This is a genomic window from Sphingobacterium sp. (genome assembly GCF_039596235.1).
In the GTDB taxonomy this organism is placed as follows: domain Bacteria; phylum Bacteroidota; class Bacteroidia; order Sphingobacteriales; family Sphingobacteriaceae; genus Sphingobacterium.
Map to the genome: position 1 here is coordinate 214,231 of NZ_JBCNKE010000009.1, position 19,173 is coordinate 233,403.

Consider the following 19,173-nt stretch of genomic DNA (forward strand, 5'->3'; position numbering starts at 1 on the left):
GCATTAGGTCGCGTAATAGATGAACAAATAATAAGTATTAAGATGAAAAAGACATTAATCTTAGGTGCCAGTACGAATCCTTCGCGCTATTCAAATAAAGCTGCGAATATGCTCCGCAAGCATGGACATGATATTGTTAATATCGGTCTGAGCGGTGGAGAAGCGGCAGGTGTTACTATTGAACCGAAAGGGGAAGTGCATACCGATATTGATACGATAACCATGTATCTTAGCGAGCAGAATCAAAAGGGATATTATGACTATATTTTGGCGACAAAGCCTAAGCGTATTATCTTTAATCCGGGAGCCGAGAATGCTGAATTAGAGCAGCTGGCCATGGAAAATGATATAAAAACTGAAAGAGCCTGTACTCTGGTCTTGTTGAGTACAGGTCAGTTTTAGATTTTGGATTTCTGGAGCAATTCTACAGACAGATATTTTGTAATAAAATAGTTTGTCAAACCAATTGTATTACTGTCCAGGTTCAGGCTGGATACTTTTATATCACAATGTTCTTTTAAGATAGCCATTGTATATGAGTTGATGGCCTGTTGTATTGGGATTGTGATTAGTTCATTGGCTTTGGCGATTTTACCGCCCAGTACAATGAGTTCAGGATTGAGCAGCTGGATCAAAGAGGCAAATGCTTTGCCTAGATTTGTTCCCAATTTAGAAATTTGGTTGATGGCAAATTGATCCCCTTTATTGGCAGCTTCGATCACATGAGTAGGTGTGAGGTGATCTAACTCTTCCTTCTGTAATTCATTGAGTTTGGTCAATTCACCTTTTTGAATTTCCTGTTTTGCATTGTTGACCAGAGCAATTCCTGAAGCCACCGTTTCGAGACAGCCTCTTTTTCCACAATAACACAATTCCCCATTATCGATAAAGGGCATATGACCTACCTCTCCAGAGTAGCCATCACGGCCTAGATAAACTTCACCATTGGAAACGATTCCAAGACCGATCCCCCAATCCATTAAAATAATGAGACTATTTCGGGTATTTTTGGCGAGGCCAAATTTCAGTTCAGCATAGGCTGCTCCTTTTACGTCATTGAGTATATAAACAGGTTTGCTGTATTTGTTCTCAAAGTAAGCTGTAATAGATTGAGAGGCGTCATGCAAAAACGTTTCATTGGTTCCTTCCTCCGCATTGATCAGGCCCGGCATACTGATAATCAGTCCTGTTAGATTTTCGGTATCTACTGATTTCTCCAGCAGATATTGATCGATAATCTGCGTAATATCATGGAGGTTATCAGCATTGCGTGATAGCTCATTGTCCAGCTCCGCTGTTTCAGCAACTATATTTTGATTGTTGTCCATGATACTCAATGTAATGGAAAAGCGCTGCAGTTCGACGCATAGCACTTGAAACAGTCCATCACACAGGCGATATAGATTTGGTTTGCGACCACCGATAGATTCTCCCTTGTCAAATTGAAGGACAATATTATCCTCCAATAGTTCCGCAATCAGGCTATTGACTGTAGGAAGGCTTAAGGATAGATTTTTTACAATGTCGTTTACTGATACAGATCCTAATTCGGCTATTAATTTGATAATAGAAAGTTTATTGAACAGATTTTTCTTTTCGGGTTTACTGTCCAATTTTTTGTTAATCAGTAAGTTTACGGCTTTTGTCATAAAACATCATATTTTGAATTAGAATCCTAGCGCTTAATTTAATAAAAGTTTTGGAATCATTCGGTTATTTTCTCACTTGTCAAACAAGCCGGTAGTTTAGAAAAAAGGGGATAAGATACCTTATCCCCTCTCTTTTACGCTTGATAAGACTATTTGAGTCTTTTTACGCGAATATCTTTGAAGAATACTTCTGTTCCGTGGCCCAAGAAACCGATGTGGCCACTTGTACGTTTTAACCCCGGGTGTTCTTTGCCGTCGAGTGTACCGTTTTTACTAGCTTCAGCAATATCTGCATCGACAATGACGGTGCCATTCAATGTCACTTTCACACGATTGCCTTTTACATAGATTTCTTCGGAGTTCCACTCGCCCAATGGTTTTAGATAACCTCTTTTTGCTGTTACCACGCCATAGATCGAACCATGATATTGGTAAGGTTTTAAATCTTTATAGACATCAGCATCATTATCAAGTACCTGGATTTCCATGGCTTCATAAGCCGCGTCACCTTCTAATGGAGCACGTATTCCGACACCATTATTCGCGCCTGGCGTCAATTTGAAGTCGAAGCGATAGACAAAGTCCGAGTACTCTTCTTTGGTATACAGGTTCCCGCCAAATTTAGCATTGGGGTATACCCAGATATAACCTTCATCATTAACGATATAAGCCTTGTTCTCAGTCCATTTGTCTAGATTTGTTCCGTCAAATAACACTTCAAAACCTTCTTTTTTCTCTTGATCGCTCATTTTAAAGATCTGTTTTCTAGGAAATTCTTTGATGAAAAGATCTCTATAATATACAACAGAACCATGAGCTTGAAGTTCGATCTGTTCGGTCGGGAAAATAGATTGGTTTCTGTCCCAATAATTTTCCAGTGGAATATTATCTGTGACCAATTGTCCATTTAACCAGACTGTGACTTTATCGTCAACCATTTTGATTTTAAACGTATTCCACTCTCCTGTAGCATTGTCGGCAACCTTGAGCGGTTTGCTTTCATTTTTTTGGTTATTATACAATCCGCCAGAGCCAACTTGGGCACCAACTCTGGTATTGGCAATATCCCAAATTTGTACTTGTGGCGTACCTCTCAAATAAATACCGGCATCACCCTCTATACCACCATAGTTCTCCAGTTTCCAGTCCACAAGCATCTCAAAATCCCCGTATTGTTTTATTGTGGCCAGATTATCTCCTTTTCCACTAAAAACGATCTCTCCATTTGAGACAGACCAACCTTTACGCATGATCTCGTCTGCTTTCGCTTGCTCAGCTGCCAAAGTTTTGGCATTCATTTTACTGCGTTTGATCGGATCAGCAACCAAACCCTTCCAGCCGCTGAGATCCTTACCGTTGAAAAGGGATACATAACCTTCTTTTATTGGCATCTCAGAGAGATAACGGACAACTGCTTCTTTCAGGTACCCACTTTCGCTACCGGACAGTTTACCGATGACCTGCTCCAGAACTTCTCTAACTTTGCTACCGTAAAACTTATTGTCCATAGCAATGTTCATCGCCGTAGTTGCAGCGGCTTCTCCCAACTGCGAATCAGCCATTTTATCCGCAGCAAAAATGAAGGCTTGATACGTCCCTGTTGGCTGGAGAGCTGACAACGCAGCTTTCTTCTGTTCAACAGTTTTTGCAACACGAAATGCATCGCGCAATAAAAGTGTTTTTTGATCCGCAGTGTTAGCCGAAGATGAAATGGATTTGATTAATCCTTTGTAAACCGTGTTGAATAAGTTGTCATCTTTTTCCGTCCTTGATAGGGACACCAGTTCAGGAAGGGCATTCGCAGATGACCAGCTTGACAGTGAAGTAATGGCTGCGGCCCTTAATTCCGGATTATTATTATTTACGTAATTGCTGACTGCTTTTAACGATTGGTCATCACCGAGTCCAGCAAAAATAGGAAAGTACTTTGAAGCGCTAGGAGCTGCCGATTTTGAAATATTGGAAGCTAATTTTTCTGTTAGTCCTTTTGCATTGGAACTTGATTGAACAACATTGACAATCGCTTTTTGCAATAACGCCGCCGAGCTTGGATCAGCGCTTGCGTTCAACCTATTGAACAGTTCTTCAAGGTCGGATTCCTGTGCGACATTTGGTAGCGCTTTATTTACGGCTTCTGCTACTGCCGGGTTTGTTGTTTTGATCGCTAGAACTGCTTTGGAAGAAGCATTATTGGAGCGTTTGCTCAATATATCCAGTAGCTGAACTTTTTTATTGTCATCAACAGATGCGAGAGCAGTATTGACATCATTAATCACATTTGCATCCTTTGAAGAGAGGATAAGTGCCTTAACAGAATTGTTAAATTCTTGGTCGGTATCGAAGGCTTGAATTAAGGTATTAGTCTCTTTGCCTTGGGAAAGCGTATTGATAGCACTTAATCCTGCTAATTTTGTTACCGGTGAAGTTGTTTTGCCAACCAAGGCCTGAATTGCATTTAAACTACTTGCCGATCCATTATGTGCAAGGTAGTTTAGGACACTTTCCTGAACTTCTGGAGTACCTTTACTTGCTAGAGCGAGCAGACTTTTGACATCACCGCCTTTTCCATATTTTCCAAGCAGTTGTAATGCAAGGTTACGGTATGCACCATTGTCGCTTTTTACAGCAGACAGAAGGTTTTTCTTTTGTTTATTTGGATCGATGGCTGCCAATAATTTCAATGACGCGAATTGGCCGTTAATGGATTTTGCTTTTTGTGATTCCTGGAAGAATTTGTTCAGGAATTTGACCGCATCCTGCTCATGTTTATTGTCGATCAGCGATTGCGCATAATCAATACCTAGTCCTACAGCGTCAAATTTATCGTAGCTGTATGCCGCATCGTTTAATTTATTTTGAAATAAAGGCGCAGAAGCTGTACCACCAATTTTACTCAGAGCGATCAACGCTGTGCGTTGGAAAGCATCTGAACTATATTTTTGAGTTAAATTCAAAATCGCAGTTTCGGCATTTGCCACCTTTAAATCACCTAGTGCTGTAACAAGAGCGATTGCAGTTTTTTCGGTCGTAGAAGCTGCTAATGCCTTTTCGAGGGCCGCAATAGACTCGTTGGTATGGATAGATACCAACGTTCTTGCTGCCGCATCAGCTAGGACATCGTTCGTTAGGCAGTTTGCTACAGCCGGAATTGCAGTGTTATCCGCGCATTGGCGTAGCAATCGTAAAGCAAAAACCTGATTGGTAGGTTCACTTAGTTGTGCGATGGATTTTGCGAGGCCTTCAACAAATACTTTTTTTTGCTGTTCTTTTCCCGGTTGATTGACGTAAAAAGAATAGCTATTGGCAGCAAATTCAATAGGGGCGTTATTACTTCCGGGCGCTTTTAGGCCTTTTAGGAAAGCAACGATGTCATCGGAAGTAAATCCTTCCAGCTCGTGCATGGCGAGTAGAAACTTTTCTTTTTCCTCTGCCGGTTGTTGGGCCAGTACATCAGCTATTTTGGTAGCTGTGGTTCTATTTTGCGGTTGCTGGGCGTATGAAGCACTCGAGATGAGGAGTAATACAGCCAGCGAATTAAATATCTTTTTCATCCGTTTAAATCTGTTTTTCATTTGTGATGAAGCTATCAGATTTATTCATTTCCTTATGTAATTGAATAAATCATGATGGTTTCATTGAGATTTTTATCTTTTATCGGCACGAAGTATCATGGCAATTGCTATCCATCTGTTTTCTGATGTATCTTTTGTTTATGATATTTCGTCGGATTATAATTGTTAGATGGACCAAGGACCTCGCATTGGTTGGTGAATTAAACGGTTTGCCGCATCATCATCAATAAATTGCTCATTTTGAGAATCGTATTTCAATGAGCGGTTGAGACGAAGGGCTGCCAGTCCCATATTGACCAATGTACAGGAGCGATGTCCATTTATTTCATTGAGGGCAAATTTTTCGCGTGTTCGGACAGATTCCAGAAAGTCCGTAATCTGCGGAGCAGGCTCCGGATACTGCGCTAGTTTTCTTTCCAAATCTGGAATATCAGACGCAAAGCCTTTGTACAGTTTACCTTTAGGTCCTTCGATATATGCCGCTTTTTCATCTTTCGCTTCGCCATCTAAAATGATCTGACAGCCATCGGCATAAGTAAAGGTAATGCGTCTCCAGGTACCAACGGCATCGGGATGTTGTTGTGGAGCATCCACATCTACACTCACGGGGCTTTCATTATCCTTACCTAAGAAATATTGTACCGGATCCATATAATGTTGACCCATATCACCTAATCCGCCACCATCATAATCCCAATATCCTCTAAAAGTAGTGTGTACGCGGTGTTTGTTGTAAGGCTTATAGGGTGCTGGGCCTAACCAAAAGTCATAGTCCAATTCAGCAGGAACTTGTTCTTCTGGCAGGTTTTCTTTTCCAACCCAATAGAATTTCCAATCAAATCCTGTATGCTTACTTATCGTCACTTTTAATGGCCAACCCAACATGCCTGTATCGACCAGCTTTTTGATTTTACTGACAGGAACATTCATTCCATAAAAATCATCTTTGAAGCGGAACCATGTATTTAAACGGAACATATTTCCATGCTGTGCTATCGCTTCTTTTACTTTTTTACCTTCACCGATGGTCCGTGTCATTGGTTTTTCACACCAGATATCTTTTCCTGCTTTAGCGGCTTCGATCGACATAAGACCATGCCAGTGTGGTGGAGTCGCAATATGGACGATGTCTACTTCAGGAGATTTGATTAATTCTCTGAAATCGTGGTATTCTTTTACACCGCCCCCCAAGTCATTTTGCGCAGCCGCAAGATGGCTTTTGTCAACGTCACAAATGGCAACTGTTTTTGTGCCGGCATAGCCGAAATGTCCACGGCCCATATTTCCGACGCCAATTACTCCTTTAGTTAGATGATCACTCGGAGCAAGATAGCCTTGGCCTCCAAGTACAAAGCGTGGTACAATAGAAAATGCTGCGGCACCTACCACTGATTTTTTAATGAAATCACGCCTTGATGAATTCTGTTCTTTCATGTTGGTTGGATTAGTTGTTTTATAATTGATCCATTTTAGGCTGTTAAAATAACTGCAATTGGATATTGAACTTAAAAATAGATAAAAAACTGATAATTATAAACTGATAACTAAAATTTTACGTATTGTTTCTTCTTGTTTTATGAAAAAATAATAAAAGAGTGACTCTAAATTCATTTCTTTCATATATAAGGCTCGATTATTTGGCTATAGAGAATATTTAGCTACAGAATTGTTACACAGATTACATCAAGCTCTTATAAAGATGGTATTTTCCAGTATTGAAGTATAGCCAGCTATTGGCATGCTATGCTTACAATATGATCGTTTCGACAGAATGGAACGATATGCCGTATGATTGATAGGTTATTTAAGGAATTGTATTTGATTTATTAAGGGATTGATAGGGTCGTATGTTATAGAAAGTGGAACGAATCACTCAATCGTTTTCGTAAAACAAGCTTGATTATACCTGGAGAATCAGGCATCTTTAAGGCACTTTCAGAAGGGGATGATAAATATCACTAACCAAGATATTGTGGTTACATATGTGCTGTATAATGTTAGGCGCGCTGTAAGCGGGTTGGAACTTAAAAAAAATTATTGTCGGTACCTGTGCAATTCAGTAATATCGGTGCGATGAAGCAATCAACATAAACAACGTATAGAAAGGGAATATAAAGAATGAGACTTAGAAAGCAAATTTTTATGATTTTATGGGCTGCTATGGGAACAGCAGCTCTGGCTCAGGGGCAAACGGTAAAATTAAAACTGTCGAAAGATTTTGTGCAGCAGCAGCTTGATGCAGCCGCTAGGCAGATTAAAGTTTTGGATAGGGAAACCCCAGCAGATAAGTTTCCGAAAACATTTGAAAATGGTAAGGAGGTTTTTTCGTCATCAAGCTGGTGGTGTTCGGGATTTTATCCTGGAACTTTATTTTATCTATATGAAGGAACCAAAGATCAAGACCTATTAAAGAAAGCAGAGGCAAAACTAACCTATTTGGAAAAGGAAAAGAATAACAAAGGTACCCATGATTTGGGCTTTATGTTGTTCTGTAGCTTTGGAAACGCCCTCCGGTTGACTGGGAATACGCAGCAATATGAGCCGGTTTTAACAACTGGGGCTAATTCATTGGCATCACGTTATAGTCAGAAGACAAAAACCATCCGTTCATGGGATCATGGATCCTGGGATTATCCGGTTATTATAGACAATATGATGAACCTGGAGTTTTTGACTCAGGTATCCAAAATAACAGGGGATAAAAAATACTATGATATTGCGGTCACCCATGCTGAAACTACATTAAAAAACCATTTCCGGAAAGATTATAGTTCTTACCATGTGATCGACTATGATAAGAATACCGGTAAAGTACGATCCAAAAAGACACATCAAGGCGCATTTGACGAGTCAGCCTGGTCGCGGGGACAGGGTTGGGCGCTCTACGGTTATACGATGATGTACCGTGAAACAAAGAAAAAAGAGTTTTTAAAGCAGGCTCAGCAGATAGCGAAATATATTCTTGATAATCCAAATTTACCCTCTGATCTGATTCCTTACTGGGACTTTGATAAGGATAAGATTTCAGCGTCTGATAAAATGTATCCGAATAAAGACCTAAGAGACGTTTCTGCCGCTGCTTTATATGCTTCAGCTTTACTGGAACTTTCGCAGTATACCAAAGGCAGTGAGTCGGCACTATATTTCGATAAGGCGGAGACAATGATTAAAAATTTATCACAGCCACCTTATTTGGCAGCCTATGGTCAAAATGGAGGCTATATTCTTCAGCATAGCGTGGGGGCACTACCATTAAATTCGGAGGTTGATGTACCATTAACTTATGCTGACTACTATTACGTGGAAGCATTGATCCGTTATAAAAGACTCTTGGATGGCGAACCAATAATTAAAGAAATCGCTAAATAAATTCTATATCTATACAGATACAAGGTCATATTAACAGGGGAAGTCCAGTTTGGATACCCCTGTTTTTTATTTTATTCGTATTGCCCGATGCTATTTTCGGCTATTCAATGTTGTGCTGTTCTTTTTGACTAACTTGGATGTGCCCAAATTTTGTCCATCCTTTCTTTACGGTTCGGTATTTTAATCATCTTCGCTAGAATCGGCTAGCTGTTCTGAAGGGTTGTATCCAAATTGTTTTTTGAACTCCCTACTAAAATACTTTCGTTCAGAAAATCCAACAGCATAGGCGACTTCACTGACATTCATTGAGGACTTTAATAACTCCTTAGCTTTATTCAGCCGGTACATTTTCACATAATTATTGATGGATAGGTTGGATATCGCGCGGAGCTTTCGGTAAATAATAGGTGTACTCATGCCCATTTTTCGGGAGATAAAATTTACATCAAAGTCATCCGACTGCATATTATCTTCAATCAATTGATCCAACGTGGCAATAAATTGGGCATCTAGTTCATTATCGAAATCTGTTTTTTTAACCTGAAATTCCTTACTCTTTTTATGACTGATTGCGATTAGGTTCTGTACGGATAGGAACAGCAGTCTATTGTCAAAAGGTTTTGTTAAATAGATGTTAGCTCCATATTGCAGAGCCCGTGCCTGAGAGTCACTGTCTGTGACTGCTGTCAATAAGATAACAGGAATATGGCTGGTAGCGATGTTTGTCTTGACCGCCTGACATAATTGAGCTCCATTCATATAAGGCATCATCAGATCGGATAATATCAGGTCAGGTATATATTCTTGCGCTTTTGATAGGGCATCTTCTCCATTGACAGCCGTGATGATGTTATAACTCTCCTGAAACAAATGGACAATTGTGTCGAGAAGCTCTTTATTATCTTCTACAATAAGAAGAGTCTGTTGCAAAGATCTGTCTAAGATTGCAGGTTCTGTAAAATTGGATTCATCCATTACGGTCACCGGGGAAACAGTAGGGGCGGGTGTGTGGGTTTTCGATTGCTTTGGTAAGCGCAAGTTGAACACTGTCCATTCTCCTTTTTCATCTTCCATCGTAAAGCAACGGATTTCACCCTGATGCTGTAGGACAATCTGTTTGGTTAAGGCTAGGCCGATACCGGTACCGATACTGTCGTTTGCCTGTTCTTCCCGATAATATTCCTCAAAGATCTTGAACTGATTATCGGTGGCAATGCCAATCCCGTTATCAACAATGTTGATAATAATGCTGTCGCCATTCTCCAGGAGTTCAAGATAAACAGTACCATATTCAGGTGTATATTTGATGGCATTTGACAATAGATTGAACATGACTTTGTCAAATTGGACAACGTCTATGGACTGTAAACCGACAGCGTCCAATTGCCGGATATAATAATTAATATGTTTATGCTGTGCAAGATCATTGAGGAGATAGAATGTATCTTCAATATATTCCCTGAAAGGGATATCGTTCCGTTTCAAGATAAAGTATTTGTCATCAAATTTTTTGAAATCAAGCAGTTCGTTCACAACCCCCAATAGCTTAGCCGCATTCTTTTTAATCCGTTTTATCTTCGATTGAGTAGCGGATAAGTTGGCCGTTTCGCTGATGATTTCATCCAGTGGTGCAGTAATCAGGGTTAATGGTGTACGGATCTCGTGCGAAATCTGTGTGAAGAATTTTATTTTCTTTTCCTGTTCCCGTTCAGAATTGATCAGCATTTGCCGTTCAACGACAAATTGAATAACAAAGTGTACTCCCAAGGTAAAGATCCCTGCATATAACAAGTAAGCCCACCAGGTTCTCCAGATAGGTGGTTTTATATCGATATGTATTTGCAGCGGCGTACTGCTCCAGATACCATCGTTATTGCTGGCATATACGGTAAGTGTATGCTGTCCTTCAGGGATATTAGTATACCTGACACTCGGGGTGCTTGTTTCTATCCAATCTTTATCAAAACCTTCTAGTTTATAGCGATATCTATTTTTCTGGGGTTTGATAAAATTTGAGCTTGAAAAATTTACAGTGATAAAATTCTCGTCATAACGCAATTGCAGGTGATAATCATTCAGTTTATTACTTTTCTGAATGCGGCCGTAGTTTAAGGGAGTATCTTCAAGCAAGATACTTCTAAAAAGCACATATGGTTTTTTCTGATTAAAAGCAATTTTTCGGGTGTCGATCGAAACTAAACCATTCAATGTAGTCACGAATAAGAAACCATCTTTGCTGCTATAAACCTTAGCCCCTTGCATATTTTTAACCGGAAGATCATCATACTGATCGAGAACTGTATGAAATTTTGTCGCTGGATCGAAGAAAATTAGCCCATTTTTGCTGCTGATCCAAAAATGTTTATCGATCATAACAGGCCAGCCTAGGGTGTTATTATGAAAACGAGCTAACGGCTTGATATCGCCCCAATGATACAATTCCGTTGCGGTTGTAAACCAGATATCCCCATTAGGATGAACATAAAATCCTCTAACCGATAATTTTGGATCAGTAAATGGTCGAATCGCTTTTGTTGCAGCATCCTGCTTGTAAAGCTTTCCACCTAATAGGAAATAAACATAATTCTTGTTATCCGCCTGTATATCCGTTAATGTAGTAGAAAGTTCTTTGATCGGGTATGCTGGTTTTCCGGGAGGTACAATATATAAACCCGCATTTGTACCCAGGTAGAGATAATTGTCTACTCCGGCATAGATGCTATAGATATTGTTTTTTAAATGAAGCGGGTTCTTGTCCAATAGATAATGACGTGCCGTTTTGGTCTTTACATCAATGACCGAGTAACCGCCGCCATGTTGTGCCGCATAGAGGAGGTTGTTGCGTATGGACAGATCCTTGACCAGATTGGACCGTGATAGTTGAGGTAGGGGCTGTATTGTTCCCGTCTTTTTATCCAACAGATTTATTCCCTCCTCCTCGGTCCCGATCCAGTAAGCCTCTTGAGACTCAGCAAAACTGCCTACAATATCACTATTTAGCCTGTTTTGGGGAGTACCCCGGCTCGAATAAACATGCAGGGGAACCATGTTCGGATAAATGGCGTTGATCCCTCCAAAATAAGTGCCTAACCAAATAATTTGCTGATCGTCAACAAATATATCATAAATGGAATTTTGGCTTAGCGAATGGGGCACCAAGGTGTTGTGTTTGTAATTAATAAAAGATGTATTACCGGTATAAACAGAAAGTCCTTTTAGTGTGCCCAGTAGCAAGGTGTTATTGGTGCCTTTAGTGATCTTACGGATGTTATTACTCAGAAGGTTGCTGTTGGCCTCGTGAATATGCTGCCAGTGCTTATCCGATAGTCGATATTGAAGTAAGCCCTGCAATTTTGTTCCTATCCAGAGTAAGCCATTTTGATAATACAAAGAGCTAACAATACTTTGATCTTTTAGGGGTAATGAGATACGCTCGATATGGGTTATTTTATTTTCTTCGAATGTACATAACTCAATCCCCATATCGCTGGCAATTGCATATGTTGTTGAATTAATCGGTATAATGGCTTGGACATGACTTCGGGTCAGGATAGGTTGTATGGTATAAGAATTTCCTAAAGGTGTGGCAAGATAGAGCCCCTTATCGGCACAAAGGATTGTCCGGTCATCGTGAACATAAATATCATGAATCACCAAAGGGGAAGCAAATGGCTTGTTTCGTTGGTAGACTGGTTTTCTTTTGTCGATATTAAAAATGAAGATTTTGGTCGCGGTCGCAATAAAAAGATCATTTCTTGCATTGATATTAATCTTATTGATGTAATCTACATTCTTGAAAATTGAATCAGAGACTAAGACATTCGTCACATTTCTGGAGTCGTAAATAAATAGATTGCTCCCCCCGCCAAACCAGAGTTTCCCCTGTCTATCCTGAGCAATTGTCAGTACCGCCTGTTTGTCCAAAACATTATCCTGTGTCAGTGTTTCAAAACTGAAATTCTGAGCGAAACAGGACAAAAATGGACAAAGTAGCCATACAATAATGACCATGTTTTGGATCTGTTTTACGGGAAAATTCATAGATAAATAGGGTTTACAACATCAAATTTAAGATTTTACCCCTTAATATTTATAAAAATCACCCTACTAAATAATTGTTCTTGCTCAATTTTGACATAGTTAAGTAACCATTTTTAATTATAAAACCAATTTCCTAAGTATGGCTAAGTTTTACGCAATTGGATTGTCCGCAATGACGCTGTTTTCTGTAGGTGCCGTTCATGCCCAGCAGAAAGTCAATGTTACCGGACAAATCAAAGACAGTCAGGGAACACCATTATCTGGTGTTACAATTCGAGAGAAAGGAGGGACGACTTCCACTTCCACAAATGCATCGGGAACGTACTCCTTATCCGTTAGCCCTAATGCAACGCTAATAATCTCTTATGTGGGCTATCAAAACCAAGAGATAGTGTTAAACAATCGCAAAATAGTTAATGTCACGATGGATGGCGCAACTTCGGCAATTGATGAAGTTGTTGTTGTGGGGTATGGAACGCAGAAAAAGGCAAATTTGACAAGTTCGGTCTCTACCATAGATCAAAAAGTTTTGGATTCTCGTCCCATATCCAATGTCATGTCTGCAATGCAGGGAGCCGCGCCTGGATTAGTTGTAACTCGCTCGGGCGGGCAACCGGGCGCCGAGGGTTTTTCGGTTAATATTCGTGGAGATCTATCTACGGGATCATCTAATCCGTTGGTACTTATTGACGGTGTTCCCGGTTCTTTGACCTATACCAATCCGGACGATATTGCAAGTATTTCTATTCTTAAAGATGCCTCAGCAACAGCCATATATGGGTCTAGGGGAGCAGCGGGTGTTGTCCTTGTGACGACAAAATCTGGTCAGGGAAAATTGAAGGTAAACTATCAGGGGATGTGGACGGCAAAAAAGATGGGACTTTTTCCGGAGCGGATTAATAGCTGGGAGGAGGCTGAGATGCAGAACCTCGCTCGTATAAACGCGGGTCAATCGCCAGATTGGTCAGCTGAGTTAATTGCTTTGATGAAGGATCCTAATCAATATTATAGAATTAACCCAACGAATCCCACTGCATATCAATATTTTGGTAATTATAATTATCCAGAGATTTTACTGAAAGATAAGTCAACACGTTTAAATCAAAATCTATCTATTTCAGGAAGTACAGAAAAGGATAATTACTTGTTTTCGTTAGGTTATGTCACGGATAAAGGAATTTTTAGATTTGGGCCAGATGACTATAAACGTTTGAATGGACGTTTTAATTATCATCGGGAACTTTCCAAGATGTTTAGCCTGGACTCTAAAATATTATACAGTAGATCGGAGAGGAACTCAAGTGTTTTAGGAGCCAGTAATGATTATGGTTTGATTTATAATATAGTTTCTTCAAGGAGTATAAGTCCTATATATCTTCCAGAAAGTGGCGATACAAAATATGCTGCCGGAAGTGCTGCTGGAGAAACTGTTGGGTTATTAAAGGATGGCGGACGTAACAATAATGTCATCCAAGAAATTGGCGGAAGTTTTGAGCTTGGGGCAAAAGATATTTTTACGGAGGGTTTAAAGCTACGCCTGTTGTATAGTCCAAGAATTGTGATGGAGAATGATAATAATACCAGAATCCCAGTTCCAATGTATAATGTAAATGGACGAACTGGATGGGCAGGGGGAATTAATCTTAATTCAATCATTAAGGGGCGTTCTCAGACACTGACGAACAATTGGCAAGCTGTAGGTGAGTATAATAGAACATTTAATGAAAAGCACGAGGTGTTAGTACGTGGAGGATATCGTTATGATGATTATCGGTACGATTATATTGGCGCGTCAGCATCGAATCTCCCGACGGATGATGTCCTGGCTTTAAGTCAATTTGGGGATAAAAATAACACTAGTGTTGGAGACAATATACAAACCAATACATTAATTTCTTTCTTTGGTACCGCACAATACGTTTTTGACCAGAAGTATATTATTCAGGGAACGTTAAATAGGGAAGGAAGCTCACGTTTATCACCAGCCAACCGCTGGATCACTTTACCAGGCGTCTCAGCAGGCTGGCGTATAAACAATGAATCCTGGTTTGGCAATGCTTCCAAGATTTTTAATGAATTAAAATTGCGTGCAGCTTGGGGTAAACAGGCAAATGATCCTAATAGCGATAATCCCCGCGCCAATAATTACGATTATATAAATGCGCTATCCAAGGGAGATGCATATCCATTTAATAACGTGCGGAATACTTACTATTGGATTGGAAGCGCAGCTTCACCCCTAAGAACTTGGGAGAAAGTTACAAATACCGACGTGGGGTTGGATTTCGCGATGTTCAATAGAAAACTTGATGGATCATTCTCTTATTTTTGGCGTGAAACCAAAGGGACGTATGGGGTCATAACGCAGCCTGGTGTATTTGGTATTGGTAGCCCTAGTTCAAATATTGGTGATTTCAAATCTTGGGGCTGGGAACTGAGCTTAAATTGGCGTGATAAAATCGGTGAGGATTTTAATTATACTATTGGAGCTAACTTATCAGATAATAACAACAAGGTTGTTAAATTTTTAAATAGAACCAGCCTGAGTGGCGGTCTAGTTTCTCTTTTAGAAGGATATTCTAAAAATTCAATTTTTGGATACCGTACGGATGGTTACTTCCAAAATGCTGATGAGATAAAAAATAACCAGGTTAATCACCAAAATCCGAATTTAGGGCCTGGAGATATTCGCTATGTTGATGTAAATGGTGATGGAATTATTTCCTCTGGTAAAGGTAATTTAGAGGATCCAGGTGATTTAGTATATCTTGGTACTCAAAATCCAAGATATTCATTCGGATTGAACCTAGGTTTTAATTATAAAGGACTTGATTTTAGTGCATTTATTCAAGGTGTTGGGAAAAGAGAGTTTTTACTACCTTCCGTTTTGACCCTTCCCTATGTTGAAAGCTGGCGGCAGGCCTGGGCCATCCATAAAGATTACTGGACGCCAGAAAATCCAAATGCCATGTTCCCAAGACCAGTCATGGGGGGCGGAAGTAATACAAGAATTTCAGATAAATGGGTAGTCAATGGAGCTTACGCACGTATGAAAAATATCCAACTGGGCTATACCTTACCAAAGGAATTGACGACAAGAGCGAAAATAGAACGTCTAAGGGTCTTTTTCTCCGGCGAAGATCTATTTGAATTTAAAAAATCATGGAACCCCTATTATGACCCTGAAACGCCAAATGGACAGGCATTCGGATATCCATTTTTCCGTTCATTCACATTAGGGATAAATGTTACGTTTTAAAACCAGGGAAATTATGAAAATCGAAATAAATAAATCAAAAACCATCATAAAGAGAGCGGCAAAATTGGGAGTCCTAATTGCGTCGGCCAATATTCTATTTTCATCATGTATGAAGGATTTAGATAATAAGATAGATGAGACTAGGGTGACAGATGCGTCTTTTTGGAAAACCGAACAGCACTTGTTGATGGGTGTAAATTATCTTTATACCTTCTTGCCAGGAATTGGCGAAAATAGCGCCGCAAATTGGACTGATGACTCTCGTTCTACTGGTAACAATTCAATCAGCGATGGATCTCGCTTGGTGCCTAATAGTAGTGGGGATTATACAAATAATTATCAGCTAATCCGCGCAGTAAATACTGTCTTAGAAAAGGCAGAAAAGATGTCGCTAGACGCGGCTGTTATAACGAAATATAGCGCTGAAGCACGTTTTTTTAGAGCTTATGCTTATGGAGAATTGCTCAAAAGATTTGGGGGAATGCCGATCATAACCCGGACATTAAATCTGAATGATGAATTGCTTCAAGCGCCAAGAGGAACACGTGACGAAGTTGTCAATCTGATTTATAGCGACCTGGATTACGCGATCCAAAATTTGCCTGAAGCAAGTGCGACAAAATCCACTGATTACGGGCGGGTCAATAAGAGTGTTGCTCAGGCGCTTAAGGTTAGACTTGCGCTTTTTGAAGGGACTTTTGAAAAGTATCATCAGTTTGGAGATGCAAAAAAGCACCTGACATTAGCGAAAAATACGGCCAACGATATTATTTCAACAGGCTATTTTAAGCTTTTTACTTATGGAGCTGACCCGGCAAAGAGTTATTATTATCTTTTTCAAAAAGAAGGGAATGGTTATGCAAATAAGGAAGTCATATTACCCCGTTTATATGGTAAAGATATGACGGATAGAATATCAACGCACAATTATAGCCGGAATATAGAACAAGGTGCGATTACTCCCACGCGTTATTTAGTAGACGCTTATTTATATATCGATGGTCTACCTAGAGATGGGGCAAATAGATCTCCTTATTATAAACCTAGTGTAAGCACCTTAACGGAATTCGAAAATAGGGATCCTCGTTTGGCAATGACTGTTTTTAAAACCGGAGATACTTATATCAATGGCTCTAAATACCAGCCTATGTTTTCATTTACACAAACTGGCTATAAAACCTTCAAATATTTTAATGATACAGATTGGGTGAACCAAGCGAGTTTTAATGAACATAAAATTATTCGATATCCTGAGGTGTTGTTGTCATATGCAGAAGCAGTTTATGAACTAGATGGAAATATTTCAGATGCTGACCTGAATAAATCGTTGAATATCGTTCGAGAGCGTGCTGGAATGCCAAAATTGACAAATGCTTTTGCTTTAGATCATCAATTGAATGTATTAGAAGAAATTAGAAGAGAGCGTAGAGTCGAATTTGCAATGGAAGGTGAACACCGCTATTGGGACATTATCCGTTGGAAAATTGCAGAAAAGGTATTGCCATTACCTACGTTAGGCATTCAGTTTTTCAAAAGCGAATATGCGGAACAACCTGTTGTGAGTCTTACGCCTGAAGGATATGTAATCGCACAAACAGCAGCGACAAGAAAATTTGATCCCGCTCGCGATTATCTCTGGCCGCTTCCTATCTCAGAATTGTCCTTAAATCCGAATTTGGTACAGAATCCTAAATGGCAATAAGATTTGATTTGTAACAAATTTACGGATCAATCGCTCGCGCAATCGTTTGCCAGAGCGATTGATTCTTTTTAGCTTGTTTTTCTGTATTAAAATAAAGATTTTTAATGTTTTGTGTGTACTTGTTGAACATACGATATTTATAAACCATTATCGATGAAGAGAAGATCCGTATTAAAATTATTAGGTGGTGCTGGGATTGGTGCACTGACACCATTGTGGCCGATGGACGTGAAGGCAAATGTTTTACATAAAGAAAGTATAAGTTATACGGGAAATGATCGCGCTTATTGGGTTTCAATATTAAATAAGATGGCAGCGCCCATATTGAATAATATCAGCAAGCAGCAATGGCGCAAAAATATGCCGATGGAAGTAAGTCCTACTTTTGATAGTAGAGATCCAGGGGTTGGTTACCTGGAGGCTTTTGGTCGATTGCTGGCAGGAATGGCGCCTTGGTTGGCATTACCTGATGACAGCTCGGAAGAAGGGAAACTCCGTAAAAAATTACGTGATCAAGCCTTATTGGGTATCAAATATGGTGTGGATCCAAAGTCTCCAGATTACTTTACATGGCGGGGACCTTCATCGCAAACCCTGGTAGATGCAGCGCATTTGGCTTTAGCGTTTCTGAGAGCACCCAAAGCCCTATGGGAACCATTGGACCAGATAACCAAAAAAAGGGTTGTCGAAGAATTCAAACTATTGCGTAAGATCAAACCGAATGAAAGCAACTGGTTGCTTTTTGCTGCAATGACCGAAACTTTCTTATATAGTGCTGGCGAGGAATGCGCGCGTGAGAAAATAGACTATGCGGTCAATAAATTTGATCAGGAATGGTATGTTGGCGATGGCTGGTATAGTGATGGGGCACGTTTTAGCTTTGACCATTACAATGGTTATGTAATACATTGCATGCAAGTGGAATCACTACGTCATAATATCCCCGCAGGTGAGAAATACCAAGAAATGTATGAACGCGCATATAAACGCATGCAACGTTATGCACATCATCTGGAACGGATGATATCGCCCGAAGGACATTATGTGGTCGTGGGACGTTCATCTACCTATAAAAACGCGGCATTTCAGCCTTTGGCAGCCATTGCCTTAGAAAACAAATTACCAGATGATATTTCAAAGGGTCAGGTAAGAGCGGCATTGACTGCGGTACTCCGGCACATCTATATCGACAAAACATTTGCTCCTTCTGGATGGCTTCGTATGGGGGTAGTTGGAGATCAGCAGTCTAATTTGGCAGACTACTATACCAACGCTGGATCAATGTATGTGGCTTCACTGTCGTTCCTCCCATTGGGATTACCTGCTACAGATGAGTTCTGGACCTGTGCTCCACAAAAATGGACTTCGCAGAAATGCTGGAATGCGGAACAGTTTCCCAAAGATTATTACGTCAGTTACTAATTCCTTGTTCTTTTGGTCATAATCTAAATAATAGAAAATAAAGATACTTGTTAAGCCTTAGGCTCGTATTAAGTAAAAACTCAATACGCAAGTCTCAATACTAAATAGATAACAGATAGAAATTAAAAAAATAGAGATACTAGGTAGGTCTTAGACGTG

The 19,173-nt window shown here is 39.9% G+C and carries 9 protein-coding genes; 5 read left to right on the top strand and 4 right to left on the bottom strand.

The features are described from left to right. Positions 1 to 42 precede the first annotated feature (42 nt). On the top strand, positions 43 to 402 hold the full coding sequence (locus tag ABDW32_RS18370; RefSeq protein WP_343565025.1) for a CoA-binding protein: 360 nt from the start codon (positions 43 to 45) through the stop codon (positions 400 to 402). Here the strand turns inward: ABDW32_RS18370 and ABDW32_RS18375 are convergent. The 3 genes from ABDW32_RS18375 to ABDW32_RS18385 form a co-directional block, all read right to left on the bottom strand. After that, positions 399 to 1,649, bottom strand: coding sequence for an ROK family protein (locus ABDW32_RS18375; protein WP_343565027.1), 1,251 nt, complete (start codon positions 1,647 to 1,649; stop codon positions 399 to 401). The genes ABDW32_RS18370 and ABDW32_RS18375 overlap by 4 nt on opposite strands. Positions 1,650 to 1,798: 149 nt before the next feature. Beyond that, positions 1,799 to 5,200: a DUF1080 domain-containing protein gene (locus ABDW32_RS18380; RefSeq protein ID WP_343565029.1), complete on the bottom strand. Its 3,402-nt coding sequence runs from the start codon at positions 5,198 to 5,200 to the stop codon at positions 1,799 to 1,801. A 186-nt stretch (positions 5,201 to 5,386) separates the two neighbouring features. After that, the gene (locus ABDW32_RS18385; RefSeq protein WP_343565031.1) at positions 5,387 to 6,655 is read right to left on the bottom strand and encodes a Gfo/Idh/MocA family oxidoreductase; all 1,269 of its coding nucleotides are present in this window, start codon (positions 6,653 to 6,655) and stop codon (positions 5,387 to 5,389) included. 684 nt (positions 6,656 to 7,339) lie between these two features. Here ABDW32_RS18385 and ABDW32_RS18390 point away from each other — a divergent pair. Beyond that, on the top strand, positions 7,340 to 8,590 hold the full coding sequence (locus tag ABDW32_RS18390; RefSeq protein WP_343565033.1) for a glycoside hydrolase family 88 protein: 1,251 nt from the start codon (positions 7,340 to 7,342) through the stop codon (positions 8,588 to 8,590). A gap of 180 nt (positions 8,591 to 8,770) precedes the next feature. On the opposite strand, the gene ABDW32_RS18395 is transcribed toward ABDW32_RS18390, so the two are convergent. Then, complete coding sequence (locus ABDW32_RS18395) at positions 8,771 to 12,631, bottom strand: response regulator (protein ID WP_343565035.1); 3,861 nt, start codon at positions 12,629 to 12,631, stop codon at positions 8,771 to 8,773. A 139-nt stretch (positions 12,632 to 12,770) separates the two neighbouring features. Between ABDW32_RS18395 and ABDW32_RS18400 the strand changes: the two genes are divergently transcribed. The 3 genes from ABDW32_RS18400 to ABDW32_RS18410 all read left to right on the top strand — a co-directional run bounded on the left by ABDW32_RS18400 (position 12,771) and on the right by ABDW32_RS18410 (position 19,014). After that, entirely contained in the window at positions 12,771 to 15,890 is a 3,120-nt protein-coding gene (locus tag ABDW32_RS18400; protein ID WP_343565037.1) for a TonB-dependent receptor, read from the top strand. Positions 15,891 to 15,903: 13 nt separating this feature from the next. Beyond that, positions 15,904 to 17,592 (top strand): RagB/SusD family nutrient uptake outer membrane protein, encoded by a 1,689-nt coding sequence (locus tag ABDW32_RS18405; RefSeq protein WP_343565039.1) that lies wholly within the window; start codon positions 15,904 to 15,906, stop codon positions 17,590 to 17,592. A 153-nt stretch (positions 17,593 to 17,745) separates the two neighbouring features. Beyond that, positions 17,746 to 19,014, top strand: coding sequence for a DUF2264 domain-containing protein (locus ABDW32_RS18410; RefSeq protein WP_343565041.1), 1,269 nt, complete (start codon positions 17,746 to 17,748; stop codon positions 19,012 to 19,014). The last annotated feature ends 159 nt before the right edge of the window (positions 19,015 to 19,173 follow it).